Raw genomic sequence first — 20,951 nt, 5'->3', positions numbered from 1 at the left:
ATAGTCAAACATTACTATTTAAAAGTTAAGTTTTCCATAATTTGAATTGAATTGAATCACCTATTTTGGAGCAGCAATTTCCATTAAAAAAGCAGCTATCAAAGCTCCATAAGTTCCTATAACATAGCCAAAAACAGCCAAAAGAACACCTACGCTAGCTAGTGAAGGATGAAAAGCAGAAGCGACAATTGGTGCCGAAGCTGCTCCGCCAATATTTGCTTTACTTCCAACAGCTAAGAAGAAAAATGGTGCTTTAATTATTTTTGCAACAATAACAAGAAGTAGTACGTGTATTGCCATCCAAATTAACCCTACCACTAATAATCCAGGATTACTCATCACCGAGCCTAAATCCATTTTCATTCCTATTGAAGCCACCAAAATATAGATAAATACACTTCCTATCTTGCTAGCTCCTGCGCCTTCATACTGCTTTAATTTAGTGAAAGAGAATAGAATTCCTAACACGGTTGCAATCGTAACCATCCAAAAGAATCGATCTCCAAAAGTAGATGCAAAACTAGTGGGATCATTGACAATCTCGAAATTAGCCTTTAAAAAGTCGGAGATAGAATTACTTCCCCAATGGGAAAGGCCCACTGCTGTAAAAGCAACTCCTAAAATAACCATCAAATCCGTTAAACTTGGGTTTCTAGTTACATTATCAGCATAAGCTGTAACCTTCTCTTTTAGTTCTTCAATAGAACGATTATCAGCTTTTAACCATTTGTCTATTTTTTCTTTTTTTCCGATACCAAATAATAGAAAAGCCATCCAAATATTAGCAACTACAATATCAACTAAAACCATGGCTCCGTATTTTTCCTGATTGAATTTGAATACTTCAAGCATAGCAGCTTGATTAGCACCTCCACCAATCCAACTTCCCGCAATGGTTGAAAGACCACGCCAAACGGCATCAAAACCAGCTCCACCAACTGTTTCCGGAGAAAAAATTGACATGATCAAAACAGCTATTGGCGCCCCAATAATAACACCGACTGTTCCGGTAAAAAACATTATCAATGCTTTAGGACCTAATTTGAACATTGCTTTCAAATCGATACTAAGCGTCATTAAAACCAAAGCTGCTGGGAGCAAATACCTACTGGCTATAAAATAAATAGATGATTTTTTATTAATAGTTTCGCCGTTTTCAGCCACTTCGCTCCATTCTGGTGAAATAATATTTAACGAACTAAAAATAGAAGGAAGTAAATAACACATCAACAACGATGGAAAAACGATATAGAACTTTTTCCAAAAACCATCCTTTATCGCTGAAGTGTAAAAAACAAAAGCTAACAACAGCATTAATAATCCAAAAACTATAGTGTCGTCTGTAATAAAAGGTGGGTTTATCATATTTTTCAATTTGCCCGCAAAATAAGATAATTTTTGTCAGGACTACAATTTCGGAGAAAATACTAGTAACTATTTTACGTGATTACGCTTTACTTGTACCAATACTAAAAAATAGCCACGAATTCACTAATCGAGCTAGTTAAAACCTCCCAAAACAAAAGCTTTAGAAATTTTAATTAAAAAAATTTGTGAATTCGTGGCAAAAAAATAATTAGCTCATAATGCGGACAGTCCTATTATTTTATAATCATTAAAGTTTTAATTCTTAAATACCGTTTTCCCGTCTTTGGTTAATTCAAGGTTTTCTCCTTTTCCTCGTAATTCATAATGGTCGTTTTTGTACCAAATTCCAGAAGCTGGCTTTTGACCGGCTAACTCAAGCTCTTCACCGCCATCTAAATACACTTTTACACTATTTGTTGTGTTATTGTAAGTCATATCCAGCGTTTGTCCTTCCTTATTTTTTAGCACTGTTTTTACAATATCGTCTTTATGTGTAAAAACTACTTTTCCGTCTTTTTTCAAATCTATGTCGTTTCCCTTTCCTGTCAATTCGAAATTATCGTTTTTATACCAAATTCCTGATGCCGGTTTTTGATCTAGCAATTCAATCGTTTCTCCAATAAAATGGAGCGTTGCAGTTCCTTTGGTATTGTTAAAGGACATTTCTAATTTCTTCCCGTCTTTATCAGTTGACGAAAGAACCACAATGTCATCAGCAGCTTTTTCAACTGATTCAGTAGTTGGCGTTTCTGTGTTTTCTTGCTTTGGTGCTTCTTTACAAGAATTCAAAAATAAGGCTGTTAGCATTGCGATTGTCAAAAATTTCTTTGTCATTTTTTTGTTTAATTATTGTTTAAATTTATCTAGTTTATACACTATTACTGTTTGTACCAAAAATCAGACCATTATGTTCCCGGATATACAATTAGTGCACTTTCTATTGATTAATTCCGATGGATTTAACGATCCTTTTTTTAAATTTTGAAATTGCAGTTTTCCTTTATTGATGCAGTGTTTGTGTACGGGTTGAAAATTTGCTATAATTGTCAAAAAAAACATTAAAACCAGCTGAAAAACTACTTTAAAAAAAAAGAGGAGACTAAATCCTCTAAATACTCCTCAATTAATTTTACAATAATTCGATAGTGTCTCCTGACTTTCAATAAGTTCCGATCAACGCAAATTTCATGTTTCATACTGTGCGCGAAAAGAAATCTTAGCATTTAGCACGCGTTATTTCACACAACAAATTCATGTATTTTTTTTACATACTGTTCTCTTTGATACCAATCATTATAAACAAGCTCAAATTTATTTACTTTAAAAGTTCCAAAATCATAATTAATACTGTTATCCAAAAGTTCCAAAAATTTTTCTTTCTGACTCAATTCTTTTCTAAATCGAATAATTGTTGAATGCGCTGTTTGTATCAAATACCTTTTGTCTAAACTTTGCTCTACATTAGAATTTTTAAATTCTTTTCTCAACCTATTTCTAATGTCATTTAGCTCGTTATTATTCATAAATCCTTGTACCATAACTCCAGAAGGTGAAGCTGTGATTCCTTTAAAAGTAATATTTAAGTCTATTCCTTTTAAAAGACATTTTTCAGTCAAATCAATATATTTTTGAACATCTATTTTTGACATATCAAAATCACTGTAGCAAGAAATGATCGACATTACTGTAATGTGAATATCAGAATTTGGATAATAATATTGATTCGGCTCTATTTCTTTAAAATTCTTGAGAAAGTTCTGAATCTTCTTTTTTATTTCATTTGAAGGTCTTATTATAAGTGTTAATCCAAACCTTCTATCGTTTTTAGAATCAATTAAAGTATCAATGTGATAATTGTCAGAAGAAATTTTATTTATCGACTCGTGATACAGTTTTTTATAATGATTTTCAAGATTCATGTAACGCAGATTTTTTTAGTGATTTAGACTTTTTTTAATTATGTCGACTAATGTTCATACACTAAATTGCTTTTCCAATTAATGCGAACCGAAAACTTTCCACAAGATAAAATATTTCCGTAAAGAACTAGTCACTTGCTTGCAACTATTGGGACATGAATATATTAAATTTCGTTGCCAACAATTATTATTTTATAAAACGACAATAAACAGTTATTTTTTAAAATTTACAAATTACCTTAAATAGTTTAATCTTTTTACAGGATTTTACACGCAGCTTTCCGCTAAAACCAGTACGTCTAAAAATCTATAACCGAAAACTAAATGGTTAATCATTAAATCAATATATGTGATGTAAAAGGCACTTGAAATTCTTTTTACAAAAGTCGCTTTGTTGTTATAAAAATAAAACGATGCATAAAAAGCTTTAAAAATCGCTTTTAGGGTCCCAAAATACATAATCAGTATTATTAGACACTGTTTTAATATATTATGGTCAATTAGGTTGAAAATTCGCCATATGTTGTTTGCTTCAAAAATCAACCTTACATCGGCTAAGGCGTGTTTTATGGCTTTCTTAGAGATGATATTTTTTGTGTTATTTGTATTGTTTGCTCACTTTTTTGGGCACAGTTTGCAAAACTGCCCAACTATTGTGGGATTACTGCGCGATCGGGAACGAGAATCCTCCTGATTTTTCTTCGGGAGATTACTTCACCTAGCAGTAATTTTTATAGGAGTTCAGTCAACTTTGTTTGCAGCGTACAGCCTGACAAAGCTGTAACACAGAGGAAGCTCGGGCACGCCCAAAAAAAATCCCTCTTGAAATTTCAAAAGGGATTGGTGTGGAATATAGCTTTGGGAAATTACTCGGTTTCTTCTTCCGCTTCTTTATCTTCTTTCTCAACAGCGTCTTTATAATCTGGATATAAAAACTTATTGTACGGAAAACGGGTAATGTGAATGTGCCGTACGGCTTCGTAAACGCGTTCTCTGAATTCCTCGAAATTTTCTTTATTAGTTGCCGAGATAAACAAGGCATTTTGTACTCCTACTCTACTCATCCAAGTCGATTTCCATTCTTCCAGCGTGTAATGTCTGGTAGTTTTTTCGGTCATCAAATCATCTTCGTCAATGGTCAAATGCTTGTATGCATCGATTTTGTTGAAAACCATAATTACCGGTTTGTCATTGGCTTTGATGTCCAACAAGGTTTGGTTTACCGATGCGATATGATCTTCAAATTCCGGATGCGAAATATCAACTACGTGCAATAACAAATCGGCTTCGCGAACTTCATCCAGCGTACTTTTGAAAGAATCTACTAGCATAGTAGGCAACTTTCTAATGAATCCAACAGTATCAGAAAGTAAGAAAGGCAGGTTTTTGATGACTACTTTACGAACGGTAGTGTCTAAGGTGGCAAAAAGTTTGTTCTCTACAAAAACGTCACTTTTACCAACGGCGTTCATCAAAGTTGATTTCCCAACATTGGTGTATCCAACCAAAGCGACACGCACCATAGAACCACGATTGCCCCGTTGCGTTCCCATTTGTTTGTCGATTGCCTTAATTTTATCTTTCAATAAAGCGATTCGGTCACGAACAATACGTCTGTCGGTTTCAATCTCCGTTTCCCCAGGTCCACGCATCCCAATTCCCCCTTTTTGACGCTCTAAGTGTGTCCAAAGTCCGGATAATCGAGGCAACATATAGATGCATTGCGCCAGTTCTACTTGGGTTCTTGCATAGGAAGTTTCAGCACGTTGTGCAAAAATATCCAGGATCAGGTGCGTTCTATCCAGGATTTTACATTCCGTAATAATTTTAGATATATTTTTTTGCTGGGATGGCGATAATTCATCATCAAATATCAAAGTAGAAATATCATTTTCTTTTACAAAAAGATGAATCTCTTCAATTTTTCCAGTACCTACAAAAGTCTTAGGATTAGGGCGTTCCATTTTTTGAGAAAAACGTTTTACCACTTGGCCTCCAGCAGTAAAGGTCAAAAACTCTAATTCGTCAAGATACTCATTTAGTTTCTCTTCGCTTTGATTTTGAGTTACAATACCAACTATAGCCGTTTTTTCGAAATTTAGTACTTCTTTTTCTAACATATTTTTGAATAAGCTACAAATTTAATCATTTGTAAGGGACTTATGTAGTTATGGGTTTATAAAAATATCACAAGCTTTTAATAATAGGATTATCTAACAGCAAACTAACTTTTAATTTGGACATGAATGAACCAAATTTTCATAAAACAGTTTCAACTAACAAATAGCTAAAACGACAAAGAGACTGCACATAATGGCAATCTCTTTGTCCTTTAATGTTTCCGTTAAGTACTAACCGTAAACTTAATTTATTATTTGACAGCAATTAATTTAACATCAAACGCAAGGACTGAACCGCCTGGTATTCCAGAAACACCATTACCGTAACCAAGATGAGCTGGTACTAAAAGCACTCCACTTCCACCTTCTTTAAAATATTGAATTCCTTCTGTCCATCCTTTTATAAATTTATATAAATCCCCCGAAATACCTGAAGCATTTTGATCAAAAATTTTACCATTTGTAAAACACCCTTTGTAAGCTACTGTTACACAAGAGTTTACAGTAGGCTGTTTTCCAGTACCCGGCTCAGTAACTACATAATACAAACCTGTATCGCTTTTTTGAGCATTCAAATTATTTTTGGCAATATAATCCACAATTTCCTTTTCATTTTGAACTGTATAATCAACTGGTTGCGTTTCAATATCAGACTTCAAATCTGGAAAGCAAGAAACAAAGAGTGAAGAAACAAGTGCTAATAATGTAGATTTCATGATGACTTTTAATTTTATGATTGCGCAAATATAGCAAAATTACTTTTCACCAAAAACTTGTACGTCATCAACCTGAAAAGCACCATCCAGCGCTAAGTTCTTACCAGATCCTGTATATTTAAAAGCAATGTTTATTTTGCCTTTATACGAAGATAAATCTACTGCGCCACTTCCTATAAATTGACGCCAAGGTGTAGCTTGCTTCGGCAAATTAGTCACTAATGGAATCCATGTTGCTTTAGTTACATTCAATCCATCAAAATTTGTGGAAACATAGACTTCAAGTGAATTTAATGGCGAGTCAACGTCCAAATGATGTTGCGCAGTTCTAAAAGTCAAGATTTCTTTAGTGTAAACATCCATATCTATTTTTGGCGAAATTAACCAAGCTATATTTGAAACTACTTTTGTTCCTGAAATACTAAATTCAGCAAAACCATTGCCAGAATAAACACCACCTTTCCAAAAAAGAGAACCATTTTGAACAATATTAGCCCAACCTGGAAGACTCAAATTAGATTTATCCACAACGGTTTCAAAATCTTGTGAGAAAAAAGCAACCGATCTATTTCCTGTCATGACTACATCTTTCTCCGAGCGTGCTAATAATTGATAATCATTTCCATACTTTGTTAAAATTCCTCTAACTTTTCCACTACCATTAGGAACTATGCTAGTAGCAAAATTTGCAAAACTACTTGTTCTAAAATAAACTTGATTCCCTGATTTATCCATCAAACCCCAATTAGTAGCGCCACCTACATTATTCGATTCTTCAAAATAATGACGACCCACCGCTGCTGTTGCAAACTGAACATCGGATAATTCAACCAAGGTATTTAAATAAGAATCATTTAGTAAATCGGTCATTGAAACCATCTTCACAAGTTCTTCTTCTTTTACATTGGTACAAGAGGCATTCAAAACATTTTTATACTCATTTTGCGAAAGTCGACCCACTCCACCATCATTGTACGCATTTACAAAAATACTCCCAATACGCATTCCTCCAAACGAAATATCAGTATACTGGTTTTTCAGTTTTATATATACTTTATTGCCTGGCCGATAATCAATATACAAGTTCGTAGCATCTACAGGAACGCTAAAACCTATTGCTGGTGTTGTGGCTGTTGCCAAAGTTTGAAAAGAAATCGTTTTGAAAAAATTACCTGCTTCATCACTCGAAACTACATACGCTTCAATGATATCATCGTATTTATATTGTGCTATAACAGCATTTGCATTAGCGCGAACATCACTCACGCTCTTATTTACGACCAAATCCGTTTGGGTACATATAAGTTTTGGAGCACTTATATTATCCGTTACACAACTATTGATTATAAATAACAACAGCAAAAATAAATAGGGTTTGTGAAATGTTGCTTTCATATTTTTTAATTTATAAATTGATATATAGATTCACAAAATAGGTTCTTCCGTATCCGTAGAAATATTTATTCCCAAATGAGGGTGTACCACTGGAAAAATCTTGATTCATTTTTCTAAAATTGGCATTTCGAGCTTGTTCGTAACCACCCGTTTTATAAGTAACATCGAGTACATTATTGACACTCGCAAACACACCAAAGTTCTTTCCGTGAATTCGCCACGATTTCCCACCCACGAGATTTAAAAGCATTAAAGGATCAAACTTTTCTTGTTTTAACAACTCAGCTGCTCTTTCCTCTGTTGCTTCTGGAAAATTGAATCCAGAAGCTGGATTTTTATAGAATATTTTAGTTCTGGAAATTGCTGAAACATCAATATAATTATTAGTGAGATAATTAATATTTGCACTAATCCACCAATAACTAGGATCTCTATATTCTAAACCCACTGAATAAGCACGTTGCGGCATTCCCGCTTGTTTATAATTCTTTAATGCAGCTGCTCCAAAATCAAAAACTGGATTAGTATTTTCTACAGAGGCTTTGGCATCATTTGTCAAGGAGACTTGTGGATTACTAGCATAAGTATAGTCACCAAAAGCTCCTGAAAAAGTAGTTTTGAAAGTGGAACTTAATTGGTATTCCAAACTTAATTCTGCTCCAATATTCTTCTTATTTAGCTTCGTTAATGTTTGGCTTACAAAAGCATCTGTATTCAAATATCCTGCTCCATCATCAAAAATTCCTTCCGCATAAAAAAACGAAATTTGAGTTACATTTTTTATTAGCGAATAGTAAGTTGTCAATCTGCCTTTCAGTTTAGGTGATCGATAGACATAACTAAGATCTATACTATTGATGTTTTCACTTTCAAGTCCATCTATTATTAAATTATTGAGTCTAGAATTAGGAAAAGTGTTGCGCAATGATGGCGCTTTAGTCAAATGTGCCGCATTAAAGGTAACCAACTGTTTCCCCGAAATTTTTAAATTTAATCCAGCTTTGAAGCCAAAGTTTTCAAAGGTTACTTTCTCACTTTTTCCAAAAGAATTATTCTCATAAATTCCGTTTCTGTACAAACCCTCTCTCTGATAATCTCTAGTCGAAAACTGTTGCCCTAGATAAAAATCAACTTTATTGTACGTGAATTTAAATTGGGTAAATGCCTCTATTATAGTAGCTAAATAATTGTAGTTGTATCCATAAGTATCGCCTACAACTACTTGTCGATCTGGATTATTAAGATCAGATTGAGATAGTCTTCCTTTATAAAATGGATCAATATCATCAAAATACAAACCGCCCAGCAAGTCTAGTAAATGCTGAGAATAATGTGATTTTAATTTTTTGAACGATGCACCTGCATTCAAAAATATATTTTCAGACAGTTGCGAAGTCAAATTGGTATTAATTGCAGCTGTTTGATCTTCTACTTGATCTTCATATAAAACATACTTGCTTTTTTTAGGCTCATAGCCCGAAATGATTCCATTCGAATCAAGAACAGGAGTTTGATTCGCCTTATAAATGGCATTCCAATCGATTTGAGAATTAGCTAAAAACGAAATTTTACTTTTCTCGGCATTTTCATAATCTGGTATAAATGCTCCCGAGAATTCACCGCTATCTTTTGCATATAACGAACTATAATAACTAGACATTTTTCTGTAATACGTTGGATCAGGACTATTCGCATTTTGATAATCGATATTGCTGTTCGTAATTTTCCCAAATTGATAAGTCGCACTTGAGTTTAAGTTCGTTTTATCATTAATTTTAAAATAATGATTGAGCATAATTGTAGGCATTTCGATAGTTTTCATACGAGCATTTCGTTTTTTTCCGTCTTGAAAACCCCAATAAGAATTGTATTTCACAGTAGTCAACTCAGTAACTTCTGCCGTATTAGGAGAGTTTTTAGCTCTTGAATTGGGTGTGTAGATTCCAGTTAAGTTCAACGACTGATTCTGACTCAATTTTTTTTCAAGACTTATGAAAAAGGAATTTGCATCATAGTTGGTTCCTTCAAAATAACCTTCTTGTGCCCAGCGTTTTCCTGCCGAAACTACAAAAGCCCAGCCATTAGCATTCATTCCACTTGCATATGTTGCCATGGTGCGCCAACTGTAATTAGTATTAGTTCCTGAAAATGTGATTCGGGAACCGGGCCTGTAAATAGAAGCTCGTGTATTGATTTGTTGCGTTCCCAAAATCCCTCCAAAAGTATAATCAGAAGGTGCAGTTCCTAGCGTAAATTCTTGATTGCGCAATGCGTCATTCAATCCGCCCCATTCACCCCATTGCGGCCTACCGTCATATATTTTATTCATAGAAACACCATTGATCATCATAGTTGAATATTCGCTATCTAATCCTCGAACTCTAAAACGAGCTTGTCCCCAATTGAAAGCGGCAGATTGTAAAAAAGCATCTCTGGAGGATTGTAATAGTCCAGAAGTACTTTCGGAACTGCTATTTTCATCACTAAAATCGCTCTCTATAAGCGTAATGATACTACTTTGTTGTTCTAAGGTTTGGTCCTCTTCCAGCGATATGGTTCCTAAATCTAGTCTTTGGCCTTGCTCAATATCTATAGGATACAAAGCATCTTTGAATCCTTGACTGTGAACAAGAAGCAATATATTTCCAGAAGGAACATCATCAAAACTAAATTGACCATCAGTTTTAGTGATTTGCATCAAAGTCGTATTTTGAATACTGACAACTACAAATTCTAATGGTTTTTGAGTTTTGGGTTCGATAATTTTACCAAAAAAACCGGTGTTGTTTTGTGCTGTAACAATTGCTGTTTGAACGATAAAGAAAATTGTGAAGTAAAATTTTTTCATATATTCAAATAATCCTGAGGGTTACACTTATTAAAATAGTAATGGAAAGAACCTTTTTAAGTTGTTTCCAATAAAAAGTTTAACCCATAAAGATTTATTTATAGGTTGAACTAAAAACATTAAAGCGTTTCCCTAAGGAAAAGCACTTTAAAATGATTAAAAAGTGAATTTTGGAAAAGTGGTATATATTTTAAATAATTACATGCTGAAAAAAGTGGTATTTATAAGTCAGCACAAAATCGAACTACTCCTTTACAGAATTGTAATATTAAAAGTAGTTAAATAATTTATAATATATTGATTTTCAGTAAATAAAATAATTAATTTTAAGTAAGCTTCTCATGAAGTTATCTATAGAAAATAAAAAATGACTGTAGAGCCCCGATAATAGTGACATCCCTTGTTGTCCTTGCGAGGAACGAAGAAAAGACAACAAGGATATAGCGAATAGCGGGAGAAAATGTGTTTTGAAAAAGAGAATTCCTGCTCCCAAAACAAAAATTTTATTCTATTGTTTCGATTTTAGAAACCATAAATGCGATTAGAACTCCAAAAATACCGATGAATGCGAATGAAAATCGCAGGTTGGATAATTCAGCTATGTAACCAATAATAGGTGGTCCCATTAAGAAACCTAGAAAACTGACGCTCGAAACTGTAGTCAAGGCTATACTTGGAGAAACATTTGGATTTTTCCCCGCAAGGCTATAAACGGTAGGTACAATCGTTGAAACTCCGAGTCCAACTAGCATAAAGGCAAGAGTTGAAGGAATGATAAACGGGAAAAATACTGCTATAAAAAGCCCCGTAGAAATCATTATTCCGCTGATCTTCAGCACATTTTTTCTTCCAAATTTACGTATTAGACCGTCTCCAAGGAATCTACCTCCAGCCATCATGATCATAAATGAAGTGTATCCTAAAATTACTAATGGACCTGGCGCTTTGATAACATCTTTGAAATAAACGCCACTCCAGTCAAACATTACCCCTTCGCTGGCCATGCTGCAAAACCCTATTATTCCCAACCAAATTAGTGCGCTATCTGGTTTTGAGAACATTTTTGCCTTCTTGACTTTGATAGTTTCTTTGGCTTTTATTAAAAATTTAAAATTGAAAGCCATCATTAAAAACACAACTCCACCAACGATGAGAAAGTGAATGTACGGTGTTAAATCGAAGGCTAGCATTGCTAATCCTACTAAAGCCCCCATGAATCCGGCAAAACTCCACATCCCGTGAAAAGAGGACATGATTGTTTTTTTGAAAAGCACTTCGGTATAAACGCCCTGAGTATTTACAGCAATATTAGAGAGGTTCCCAAAAATTCCAAATACAAATAATCCCGCTGATAATTGCCAAGCATTAGTAGCCAAACCCAGATTAGTCATACTAAAAACGTAAAACAATAACGAAAATACTAACATGCGGTGGCTTCCAAAACGACTCACTAATTTTCCTGAAAACGGCATAATTAATAATTGTCCTAGTGGCAACGCAAATAAGATTGTTCCTAAATCTCCTTCGCTGAGTTGTAAAGTTGTTTTTATATCTGGAATTCTACTTGCCCAGGTCGCAAAACACAAACCCATTCCAAAATAAAACATAGAAACTGCCCAACGAATTCGGTTTAAGTACGAAATCTTGATGTCTCTATATTGTTTTTTGAATTTTGCTTTTGTTTTTGACTTTCCTAAGAAGTTTAAATCTATCAAACCGTTTTTCTTTTAAAATTTTACTTTGCAAAAATACAACAAGCAATTGGCAATTGAATCAAAACTAAAGAGCCTGAAAAAAATACAACGTTATTGTTTATAAAAATTAAAGAACTATGAAGATAACTCAACCCAAATTGCGCAAATTTCCACCAATTTATTCGTGTTGAGAACGCAGCAAATCAACAACTTTTTTCTGGGCACTACTTTGAATCGCAGCTTCAATAATTTGCATTACATGAATACCGTCTTTTGCTGTTACTGGTTCTATAGTATTACTTACAATCGAATTATAAACACCTTCAAAAAAGTCATAATAATTCCCTTGTAGTGTAGAAATCGTTTTTTTTACGATTTCACCATTAATTTCCGTGTGCAATAAACCTGCTTTTTCAATTGGTTCAGTTCCCCAAGTAGTTAGATTTGGTTTTTTTCCTAATTTCAATTCATCTTCTTGAATATCGCCTCGATGTTTTACGAAGGAACCTTTTTTTCCATGAATAATATAAGCCGGATTTGCTTCTCTGACAAAAAAACCCGCTTTTAAACGGACACGAAAAGTAGCATAATACAGTAAAACATCAATATAATCATCCACTAAGGAATGTTCTCGAGTTATGCGAATATCTGCAAAAACGGATTGTGGCAAACCAAATAAACACAACGCCTGATCTATGATATGTGGACCCAAATCTTTCAATATTCCCGATCCAGGATTAATACTTTCTTTATGCTGTTTTGGACTCAACAACGGATTGTATCTGTCAAAATGGAATTCAGCTTCTACAATTTCGCCAAGAACCTCATCAGTTATAACTTTCTGCACGGTCTTAAAATCGCTGTCCCATCTTCTGTTTTGGAAAACGGCCAATTTCAATCCTTTTTCTTCAGCTAAAGCCGCTAATTCTTTTGCTTGGGCAACCGTTGTAGTAAATGCTTTTTCGACAACCGCATGTTTGCCTGCTAGCAAAACTTTTTTAGCGTACTCGTAATGGATTTCTACAGGCGTGTTCACAATAACTAAATTAACATCACTTTCCAGTAGCTCTTCTATTCTAGCATAACTTTTTACTTCAGGGAAATCGTAATTTATTAATTTTTTAGTTCTTTCCCAAGAACCAGAAATTTCAAAACCCTGATGAATTGATAGAAACGGAGCATGAAAGACTTTTCCGGACATTCCGTATGAAAGCAACGCTGTTTTTATTTTTTGCATGATATTATTATCGAAGTTTATTTTGAAAAATGTTAAATACAAATGGTCTAAAATTTGAAGCAACAAAATTGGCACAATTTACTTTACTAAAAGTATTTCCATCGAATAAATATTGCTTTTTAAAATAGAAAAGCTAAAAACTAAAGAGAAATTAATAGTAGACAAGAATTACACGAATCTCAATAATTACTAGTAAATTAGGTTTTTAGATTCAAATAAATTTGTGTCCATTCGTGGCAAAACAATCAAGTACAGTTATTATTTTTACAACAAATGCCCTAGCCCAGAGTGCAGCGACATCCTCTTGTTGTAGCGCTAGCGAAAACAAGAGATATAGCGAAAAGCTGGAAATAGCTCCAAGAAAATTAAACCATTAGTGAACTTTGCGTTTAATTTATTTACTTTTGCAAAAATAATTCTCAACTTAAAACTGTTTATAGCATGCAACTGTATAACACCTTAAGCGCAGAAGAAAGAGCCATCATGATCGATGATGCCGGAAAACAACGACTTACGTTGTCTTTCTATGCTTATGCGCAAATTCAAAATCCAACACAATTTCGAAATGATTTATTTCTCGCGTGGAATCCATTAGGCGTTCTAGGCAGGATTTATGTCGCAAATGAAGGGATAAATGCTCAACTTTCGTTACCAGCTGATAATTTCTATGCGTTCAAAGACACCATTGAAGCATACGATTTTATGAAAGGAATTCGTTTGAATATTGCCGTAGAACATGATGATCATTCCTTTTTGAAACTAACCGTAAAAGTTCGTGACAAAATTGTTGCCGATGGTTTAGTAGATGAAACTTTTGATGTAACCAATATCGGAATACATCTAAAAGCGAAGGAATTCAATGATTTATTAGAAGATCCAAATACTATTGTGGTTGATATGCGCAATCATTATGAGAGCGAAATCGGTCATTTTACCAAAGCCATAAAACCAGATGTAGACACTTTTCGCGAGAGTTTACCTATCATCGAAGAGCAATTAGCAGCACACAAACAAGATAAAAAATTGTTGATGTATTGTACCGGGGGAATCCGTTGCGAAAAAGCCAGTGCGTATTTTAAACACAAAGGTTTTGAAAACGTGTACCAATTAGAGGGAGGAATTATTGAATATACCCGTCAAGTAAAAGAGCAAGGTTTACAAAGTAAGTTCATCGGGAAAAACTTTGTGTTTGATCACCGCTTGGGCGAAAGAATCACAGACGATATTGTATCGCAATGTCATCAATGCGGCAAACCTTGTGATGTACATACCAATTGCGCGAATGAAGGTTGTCATTTGCTTTTCATTCAATGTGAAGAGTGTGCTAGTGCTATGGAAGGCTGTTGTTCTGCGACCTGTGTAGACGTTATCCACTTACCTGAAGAAGAACAAAAAGCAGTGCGAAGAGGAATTAAAAATGGCAATATGATTTTCAAAAAAGGAAAATCGGATGTGTTGACTTTCAAAAACAATCAACATCCATTGGCAGCCGTTCCAAATCTGACAGAATTAGCAGCAACAAAAACAACGCGTAGATTGGCTACTGTTTTGAAAAAAGAAACAAAAATTAAAAAACAATATATTGGCAAAGGAACTCACTTTTTTCCAAAACCAAGCGTTGCTCAATTTTTAATTGAAGAAGGAGAAATCAAAATTGGTGATAAAATCTTAATTAAAGGAACCACAACGGGAGAACAGCAAATAATCATTGAAGAAATGTTCGTGAACGACATAGCTGCTACAATCGCTGCTTCGGGAGACACTTGTACTTTTAAATTGCCTTTTAGAATTCGTTTGTCTGATAAATTGTACAAAGTTTTAGACTAGTTTTTTCAAACAAATTCACTCATCGCCTTTGCTAAGGTTTTAAACTTTAGCAAAGGCTCACTTCATACCAAAATGACAACAAACAATACAATCGAACTCATGGCTCCCGCTGGGAACTTTGAGTCGCTTCAAGCTGCAATAGACAATAATGCAGACTCCGTTTACTTTGGCGTAGAACAATTAAACATGCGCGCTCGTGCCACTGTAAATTTCACCATGGACGATTTGCCTGAAATTGCGCTTCGTTGCGAAACCAAAAAAATCAGAACTTATTTAACTTTAAATACAATTATTTACGATCACGATTTATCTGTAGTAAAGACTTTGCTAAACAAAGCCAAAGAAGCCAATATCACTGCCGTAATTGCATCCGATCAATCCGTAATTGCAATCGCCAGAGGAATTGGTCTGGAAGTGCACATTTCGACTCAGCTGAATGTCACTAATATCGAAACCATAAAGTTCTACAGCCTATTTGCTGATACGATGGTTTTAAGCCGCGAGTTGAGCTTGCGCCAAGTAAAAAACATTACCGACCAAATCAAAAAAGAAGACATTAAAGGACCTAACGGAAAATTAGTAGAAATTGAGATTTTCGGTCATGGCGCTTTGTGTATGGCGGTTTCTGGAAAATGTTATTTGAGTTTACACTCCAATAATTCATCGGCAAATCGTGGCGCTTGCAAACAAAATTGCCGAAAAAAATATACAGTTATCGATCAGGAAACGGGTTTTGAAATTGAACTCGATAACGAATATATGATGTCTCCAAAGGATTTATGTACCCTTGATTTTCTAGATCAAGTAATTGATTCTGGTATACAGGTTTTAAAAATCGAAGGTCGCGGTCGTGCACCAGAATATGTGGCCACTGTAATAAAAACGTACCGCGAAGCGATCGACAGTTATTATGCAGGCACCTTTTCTAAAGAAAAGGTAACCGTTTGGATGGAAACATTGAACACCGTTTACAATCGCGGGTTTTGGTCAGGTTATTATCTCGGACAAGAATTAGGTGAATGGAGTGATGTTTCTGGCTCAATGGCGACTCAGAAAAAAGTGTATGTGGGGAAAGGAACACATTTTTTTCCAAAGGCAGGAATCGGTCAATTTAAAATTGAAGCTTACGATATAAAAGTTGGCGACACGATTTTAGTCACAGGTCCGAGCACTGGAGCACAACAAATGACAATCGAAGAAATGCACGTCAATGATATCATAGGAGAAAAAGCAACGAAAGGCGATGATTGTACTTTAAAACTACCTTTCAGAATAAGAATGTCCGACAAATTATATAAAATTGTAGAAGCATAATGGTTATTATAACTCTACAAAGAGACAAATGCATTGGCTGCAATTACTGTGTAGAAATGGACCCAACACATTTTCAAATGTCAAAAAAAGACGGTAAATCGGTTTTACTACATTCCGTAAATGCCAAAGGTTTTTTCACCCTAAAATCACCTGATCACGCGATTGTTGAAAGCTGTGAGTTAGCTGCAAAATCCTGTCCGGTGAAAATTATATCGGTAAAGGAGACTTAATCTTTCTTTCAAAAATAAATTTAAATTCAACCTACTACAGCTTCAATTGTAGTAGGTTTTTTTTGAAAATTTATGAATTATTGGCACTTCCATACATTGTTCCATAAAATTAAAAAATACTATCTTTACAACTTAATCGTTTTAAGAACTTAAGTTGTGCCAGTCACAACACTACATATAAAATTATGGCATGTACAAGTTGTTCAACTTCTGATGGTGGCGCACCTAAGGGTTGTAAAAATAATGGGACTTGCGGCACCGATAGCTGCAATAAATTAACTGTTTTCGATTGGCTTTCTAATATGAGTTTACCTAATGGAGACGCTCCATTTGACTGTGTTGAAGTACGTTTTAAAAATGGAAGAAAAGAATTTTATCGCAATACAGAGAAATTAACTTTAAGTATTGGAGACATCGTTGCAACGGTTGCTTCTCCTGGTCATGATATAGGAATTGTAACTTTGACCGGTGAATTAGTAAAAATTCAAATGAAGAAAAAAGGGGTAAATCATTTAAGCAATGATGTCCCAAAAATATACAGAAAAGCTTCTCAAAAAGACATTGATATTTGGTCGGTTGCTCGTGATAAGGAAGAGCCTATGAAAGTGAGAGCGCGTGAATTAGCGATTGCTCAAAAACTAGAAATGAAAATCTCTGATATTGAATTTCAAGGAGATGGTTCAAAAGCTACTTTTTACTACACCGCTAATGACCGAATTGACTTTCGTGCCTTAATCAAAGATTTCGCTAAAGAATTCAGCACTAGAATCGAAATGAAACAAGTTGGTTTCCGCCAGGAAGCCGCTCGTTTGGGCGGAATAGGGTCTTGTGGGAGAGAATTGTGTTGTTCTACATGGTTAACTGATTTTAGAAGTGTAAACACCTCAGCAGCCCGTTACCAACAATTGTCTTTGAATCCACAAAAACTGGCTGGACAATGTGGCAAACTTAAATGTTGTTTAAACTATGAGTTAGACACCTACATGGATGCGCTGAAAGATTTTCCAGATTTCGACACTAAATTGGTCACTGAAAAAGGAGATGCTATTTGTCAAAAACAAGATATTTTTAAAGGATTAATGTGGTTCGCTTACACTAATAATTTTTCTAATTGGCATGTTTTAAAAATTGACCAAGTCAAAGAAATTGTAGCTGAAAACAAACTTAAAAATAAAGTTTCTTCGCTAGAAGATTTTGCAATAGAGTTAGTTGTTGAGGTTGAGAAAAATTTTAACAATGCCATGGGGCAAGAGAGTCTTACTCGTTTTGACCAACCTAAAGCAAAGAAAAAACCAAACAAAAAACGCAAGCCTAACGGCGAAAATGTTATTGTAGCAAATAATAACAGACCCGCAAAAGATAACAGGCCTGCAAAAGAAAATAAAATTACAAACAATAACAAAACCCCAAACAATAATCGTCAAGCTCCTGCTGATAAAAAACCAACAGAGCCTAGAAAACCTATAATTATTACTAAAAATGTGGATAAAAAATAGCGCTTTACTTTTATTGATTGTAATTATCTTTTCATCTTGCGATAAAAAAAGAGTTTTTGATGAGTATAAATCTGTGGGTTCATCGTGGAACAAAGACAGCACGGTGACTTTTAATCTACCACAGTTAGACTCAACAAAACGTTATAATTTATTTGTGAATTTAAGAGCAAACAATAATTATAAATACAATAATTTATTTTTAATTGTAGCTTTAGAATTGCCAAATGGTTTTACAAAAGTTGATACTTTAGAATACCAAATGGCTAATCCAGATGGCACATTACTTGGCGACGGGTTTTCTGATATAAAAGAAAGCAAACTAGTTTATAAAGAAAATGTAAGATTCCGTTCCACATATAAAGTTCATATCAAACAAGCGGTTAGGGAAAGCGGTAAAGTTCCCGGCGTAAAAGCTTTAGAAGGAATTACCGAAGTAGGTTTTAGAATAGAAAAAAAAGAATAAAATAGTATTATGGCTATCAAAAAGAACAACAATTCAGCGAAAGGTAATCCCAATGGTATTGCTTACTATCAAACGAAATTCTGGAAAATATTCTTCATTGGTTTAGGCGGCGTAGGTATATTTTTCTTGTTTGCCTCGTGGGGAATTTTCGGCTCAATGCCATCTTTTGAGGATTTAGAAAATCCCGACTCAAATTTAGCGACGGAAATCATCTCAGCTGATGGAGTGGTTATAGGTAAATATTTTCAAAAAAATAGATCACAGTTAAAGTATTCTGACTTACCTAAAAACCTAGTTCAAGCTTTGGTAGCAACAGAAGATGCGCGTTTTTACGAACATTCTGGTATTGATGGACGAGGAACATTGAGAGCCATTTCTAGTTTAGGAACAAGTGGTGGTGCGAGTACATTGACCCAACAATTAGCGAAACAATTATTTCATGGTGAAGGTTCTAAATTTTTACCATTCAGAATCGTGCAAAAAGTAAAAGAATGGATTATCGCCATTCGATTGGAAAGGCAATATACTAAAAACGAGATCATCGCAATGTATTGTAATGTTTATGACTTTGGAAACAATTCTGTTGGTGTTAGTTCAGCTGCGAAAACGTATTTCTCAAAAGAACCTAAGGACTTAACAATTGATGAATCAGCTATCTTGGTGGGAATGTTCAAAAATTCTGGTTTATACAATCCTATAAGAAATCCTCAAGGCGTAAAAAACAGAAGAAATGTAGTGCTTTCGCAAATGGAAAAAGGCGATATGATTACTGAAAGTCAAAAAGAACAACTACAAAGTTTACCGATCAAATTAAATTTCAAATTAGAAACTCACAAAGACGGAACAGCAACTTATTTTAGAGAGTACCTTCGCGATTACATGAAAAAATGGGCAGAAAAAAATAAAAAAGCAGACGGTTCCGATTACGACATTTACAAAGATGGTTTAAAAATTTATACCACCATTGATTCTAGAATGCAATTACATGCTGAAAAGGCTGTAACAGCGCACATGGCAAATCTTCAAGAAGAGTTTTTCAAACAGTCTAAAGGCAATAAAAACGCACCTTTCGTTAACATTTCTGCTGCTGAAACACAAAAAATTCTGAATCAAGCAATGAAATCTTCGAATCGTTGGGCAGTAATGAAATCCATGGATAAAAGTGAGGAAGAGATTATAAAATCATTTAGCGAAAAAGCGAAAATGACTGTTTTTTCTTGGAAAGGAGAAAAAGACACCATCATGACTCCGCTTGACTCTATTCGATATTACAAACACTTTCTACAATCTGGTTTGATGGCTATGGAACCGCAAACGGGTAACATAAAAGCTTGGGTTGGCGGAATCAATTACAAATATTTCCAGTATGATCACGTAGGTCAAGGTGCAAGGCAAGTAGGTTCTACATTCAAACCATTTGTTTACGCAACTGCCATCGAACAATTAAACATGTCTCCTTGTGACTCTATAATTGATGGTCCTTTTATGATTAGAAAAGGCCGACATAACGTAACCGCTGATTGGGAACCAAAAAATTCTGATAACAGATATAGAGGAATGGTTACTTTAAAAAGAGGTTTAGCGAACTCCATCAATACAGTTTCAGCGAAGTTAATGGACAAAGTAGGTCCCGCAGCAGTTGTTGATTTAGCACATAAATTAGGAGTAAAATCTGAAATTCCGTTGCAACCGTCAATCGCTTTAGGTGCTGTTGAAATCACCGTTGAAGACATGGTTGCCGCCTACAGCACATTTGCGAATCAAGGAGTTTATATGAAGCCACAATTTATTTCTAAAATCGAAGACAAAAGCGGCGTTATCATATACGAACCTATTCCAGAATCTCACGATGTATTGAATAAGGATATCGCTTATGCTGTAGTAAAACTATTAGAAGGAGTTACCGAAGGTGGCTCTGGAGATCGTTTGCGAACTACTGGCGGTGGAAATGGTTCAAACCGATGGACCGGTTATCCTTATGCTTTTAAGAATCCAATTGCTGGAAAAACTGGTACAACACAAAATCAATCTGATGGTTGGTTTATGGGAATGGTTCCTAACTTAGTAACCGGCATTTGGGTAGGTTGCGAGGATCGTTCAGCACGTTTCAAAAGTATCACTTACGGTCAAGGAGCTACTGCTGCGTTACCAGTTTGGGGTTATTTCATGAAACTTTGTTATGCTGATCCAGAGCTTAAAGTTTCTAAATCACCATTTGAAAGACCTCCAAATCTTTCTATCAAAGTAGATTGTTATACCGCGCCAAAAGTAAAAGACACTACTGACATAGAACCAAACACTGAAGAATTTGAATTGTAAAATTC

At 34.7% G+C, this 20,951-nt stretch carries 15 protein-coding genes; 6 read left to right on the top strand and 9 right to left on the bottom strand.

Features of this window, described 5'->3' with window-relative positions:
• Positions 1-60: 60 nt before the first annotated feature.
• The 9 genes from LNP27_RS04330 to LNP27_RS04290 form a co-directional block, all read right to left on the bottom strand.
• A complete protein-coding gene (locus tag LNP27_RS04330) occupies positions 61-1,365 on the bottom strand; it encodes a DUF819 family protein (protein ID WP_229943294.1) in 1,305 nt (434 codons plus the stop codon).
• A gap of 258 nt (positions 1,366-1,623) precedes the next feature.
• A complete protein-coding gene (locus tag LNP27_RS04325) occupies positions 1,624-2,202 on the bottom strand; it encodes an MliC family protein (protein ID WP_229943292.1) in 579 nt (192 codons plus the stop codon).
• 404 nt (positions 2,203-2,606) lie between these two features.
• Positions 2,607-3,287, bottom strand: a complete 681-nt coding sequence (locus tag LNP27_RS04320) for a 2'-5' RNA ligase family protein (RefSeq protein WP_229943291.1) — start codon at positions 3,285-3,287, stop codon at positions 2,607-2,609.
• 866 nt (positions 3,288-4,153) lie between these two features.
• Positions 4,154-5,407 (bottom strand): GTPase HflX, encoded by a 1,254-nt coding sequence (gene hflX, locus LNP27_RS04315; protein WP_229943289.1) that lies wholly within the window; start codon positions 5,405-5,407, stop codon positions 4,154-4,156.
• A gap of 251 nt (positions 5,408-5,658) precedes the next feature.
• Positions 5,659-6,123 (bottom strand): FKBP-type peptidyl-prolyl cis-trans isomerase, encoded by a 465-nt coding sequence (locus LNP27_RS04310; RefSeq protein WP_229943288.1) that lies wholly within the window; start codon positions 6,121-6,123, stop codon positions 5,659-5,661.
• Between the two features lie 39 nt (positions 6,124-6,162).
• A complete protein-coding gene (locus LNP27_RS04305; RefSeq protein WP_229943287.1) occupies positions 6,163-7,518 on the bottom strand; it encodes a DUF5689 domain-containing protein in 1,356 nt (451 codons plus the stop codon).
• 10 nt (positions 7,519-7,528) lie between these two features.
• Complete coding sequence (locus tag LNP27_RS04300; protein ID WP_229943286.1) at positions 7,529-10,366, bottom strand: carboxypeptidase-like regulatory domain-containing protein; 2,838 nt, start codon at positions 10,364-10,366, stop codon at positions 7,529-7,531.
• A gap of 503 nt (positions 10,367-10,869) precedes the next feature.
• Positions 10,870-12,081: an MFS transporter gene (locus LNP27_RS04295; RefSeq protein WP_229943285.1), complete on the bottom strand. Its 1,212-nt coding sequence runs from the start codon at positions 12,079-12,081 to the stop codon at positions 10,870-10,872.
• Between the two features lie 157 nt (positions 12,082-12,238).
• On the bottom strand, positions 12,239-13,297 hold the full coding sequence (locus tag LNP27_RS04290; protein ID WP_229943284.1) for a Gfo/Idh/MocA family oxidoreductase: 1,059 nt from the start codon (positions 13,295-13,297) through the stop codon (positions 12,239-12,241).
• Between the two features lie 441 nt (positions 13,298-13,738).
• On the opposite strand from LNP27_RS04290, the gene trhO reads away from it, so the two are divergent.
• The 6 genes from trhO to LNP27_RS04260 all read left to right on the top strand — a co-directional run bounded on the left by trhO (position 13,739) and on the right by LNP27_RS04260 (position 20,946).
• Positions 13,739-15,124 (top strand): oxygen-dependent tRNA uridine(34) hydroxylase TrhO, encoded by a 1,386-nt coding sequence (gene trhO, locus LNP27_RS04285; protein WP_229943283.1) that lies wholly within the window; start codon positions 13,739-13,741, stop codon positions 15,122-15,124.
• A 72-nt stretch (positions 15,125-15,196) separates the two neighbouring features.
• Positions 15,197-16,438, top strand: a complete 1,242-nt coding sequence (locus LNP27_RS04280) for a peptidase U32 family protein (protein ID WP_229943282.1) — start codon at positions 15,197-15,199, stop codon at positions 16,436-16,438.
• Positions 16,438-16,668 carry a ferredoxin gene (locus LNP27_RS04275; protein WP_229943281.1) on the top strand — a complete coding sequence of 77 codons (231 nt, stop codon included), beginning with the start codon at positions 16,438-16,440 and terminating at the stop codon, positions 16,666-16,668. The genes LNP27_RS04280 and LNP27_RS04275 overlap by 1 nt, the downstream gene beginning before the upstream one ends.
• A gap of 185 nt (positions 16,669-16,853) precedes the next feature.
• Positions 16,854-18,164 carry a PSP1 domain-containing protein gene (locus tag LNP27_RS04270; protein ID WP_229943280.1) on the top strand — a complete coding sequence of 437 codons (1,311 nt, stop codon included), beginning with the start codon at positions 16,854-16,856 and terminating at the stop codon, positions 18,162-18,164.
• Complete coding sequence (locus LNP27_RS04265; RefSeq protein ID WP_229943279.1) at positions 18,148-18,627, top strand: gliding motility lipoprotein GldH; 480 nt, start codon at positions 18,148-18,150, stop codon at positions 18,625-18,627. The genes LNP27_RS04270 and LNP27_RS04265 overlap by 17 nt, the downstream gene beginning before the upstream one ends.
• A 9-nt stretch (positions 18,628-18,636) precedes the next feature.
• Positions 18,637-20,946, top strand: a complete 2,310-nt coding sequence (locus LNP27_RS04260; RefSeq protein WP_229943278.1) for a penicillin-binding protein 1A — start codon at positions 18,637-18,639, stop codon at positions 20,944-20,946.
• The last annotated feature ends 5 nt before the right edge of the window (positions 20,947-20,951 follow it).

Source organism: Flavobacterium galactosidilyticum (assembly GCF_020911945.1).
Taxonomy (GTDB): domain Bacteria; phylum Bacteroidota; class Bacteroidia; order Flavobacteriales; family Flavobacteriaceae; genus Flavobacterium; species Flavobacterium galactosidilyticum.
Note: the sequence above shows the minus strand (reverse complement) of the source record. Positions and strands in the feature narration are given on the sequence as shown.

Coding starts and splice junctions, on each gene's coding strand:
- LNP27_RS04330 (WP_229943294.1), bottom strand. CDS start 1,365: ATGATAAACCCACCTTTTATTACAGACGACACTATAGTTTTTGGATTA.
- LNP27_RS04325 (WP_229943292.1), bottom strand. CDS start 2,202: ATGACAAAGAAATTTTTGACAATCGCAATGCTAACAGCCTTATTTTTG.
- LNP27_RS04320 (WP_229943291.1), bottom strand. CDS start 3,287: ATGAATCTTGAAAATCATTATAAAAAACTGTATCACGAGTCGATAAAT.
- hflX (WP_229943289.1), bottom strand. CDS start 5,407: ATGTTAGAAAAAGAAGTACTAAATTTCGAAAAAACGGCTATAGTTGGT.
- LNP27_RS04310 (WP_229943288.1), bottom strand. CDS start 6,123: ATGAAATCTACATTATTAGCACTTGTTTCTTCACTCTTTGTTTCTTGC.
- LNP27_RS04305 (WP_229943287.1), bottom strand. CDS start 7,518: ATGAAAGCAACATTTCACAAACCCTATTTATTTTTGCTGTTGTTATTT.
- LNP27_RS04300 (WP_229943286.1), bottom strand. CDS start 10,366: ATGAAAAAATTTTACTTCACAATTTTCTTTATCGTTCAAACAGCAATT.
- LNP27_RS04290 (WP_229943284.1), bottom strand. CDS start 13,297: ATGCAAAAAATAAAAACAGCGTTGCTTTCATACGGAATGTCCGGAAAA.
- trhO (WP_229943283.1), top strand. CDS start 13,739: ATGCAACTGTATAACACCTTAAGCGCAGAAGAAAGAGCCATCATGATC.
- LNP27_RS04280 (WP_229943282.1), top strand. CDS start 15,197: ATGACAACAAACAATACAATCGAACTCATGGCTCCCGCTGGGAACTTT.
- LNP27_RS04275 (WP_229943281.1), top strand. CDS start 16,438: ATGGTTATTATAACTCTACAAAGAGACAAATGCATTGGCTGCAATTAC.
- LNP27_RS04270 (WP_229943280.1), top strand. CDS start 16,854: ATGGCATGTACAAGTTGTTCAACTTCTGATGGTGGCGCACCTAAGGGT.
- LNP27_RS04265 (WP_229943279.1), top strand. CDS start 18,148: ATGTGGATAAAAAATAGCGCTTTACTTTTATTGATTGTAATTATCTTT.
- LNP27_RS04260 (WP_229943278.1), top strand. CDS start 18,637: ATGGCTATCAAAAAGAACAACAATTCAGCGAAAGGTAATCCCAATGGT.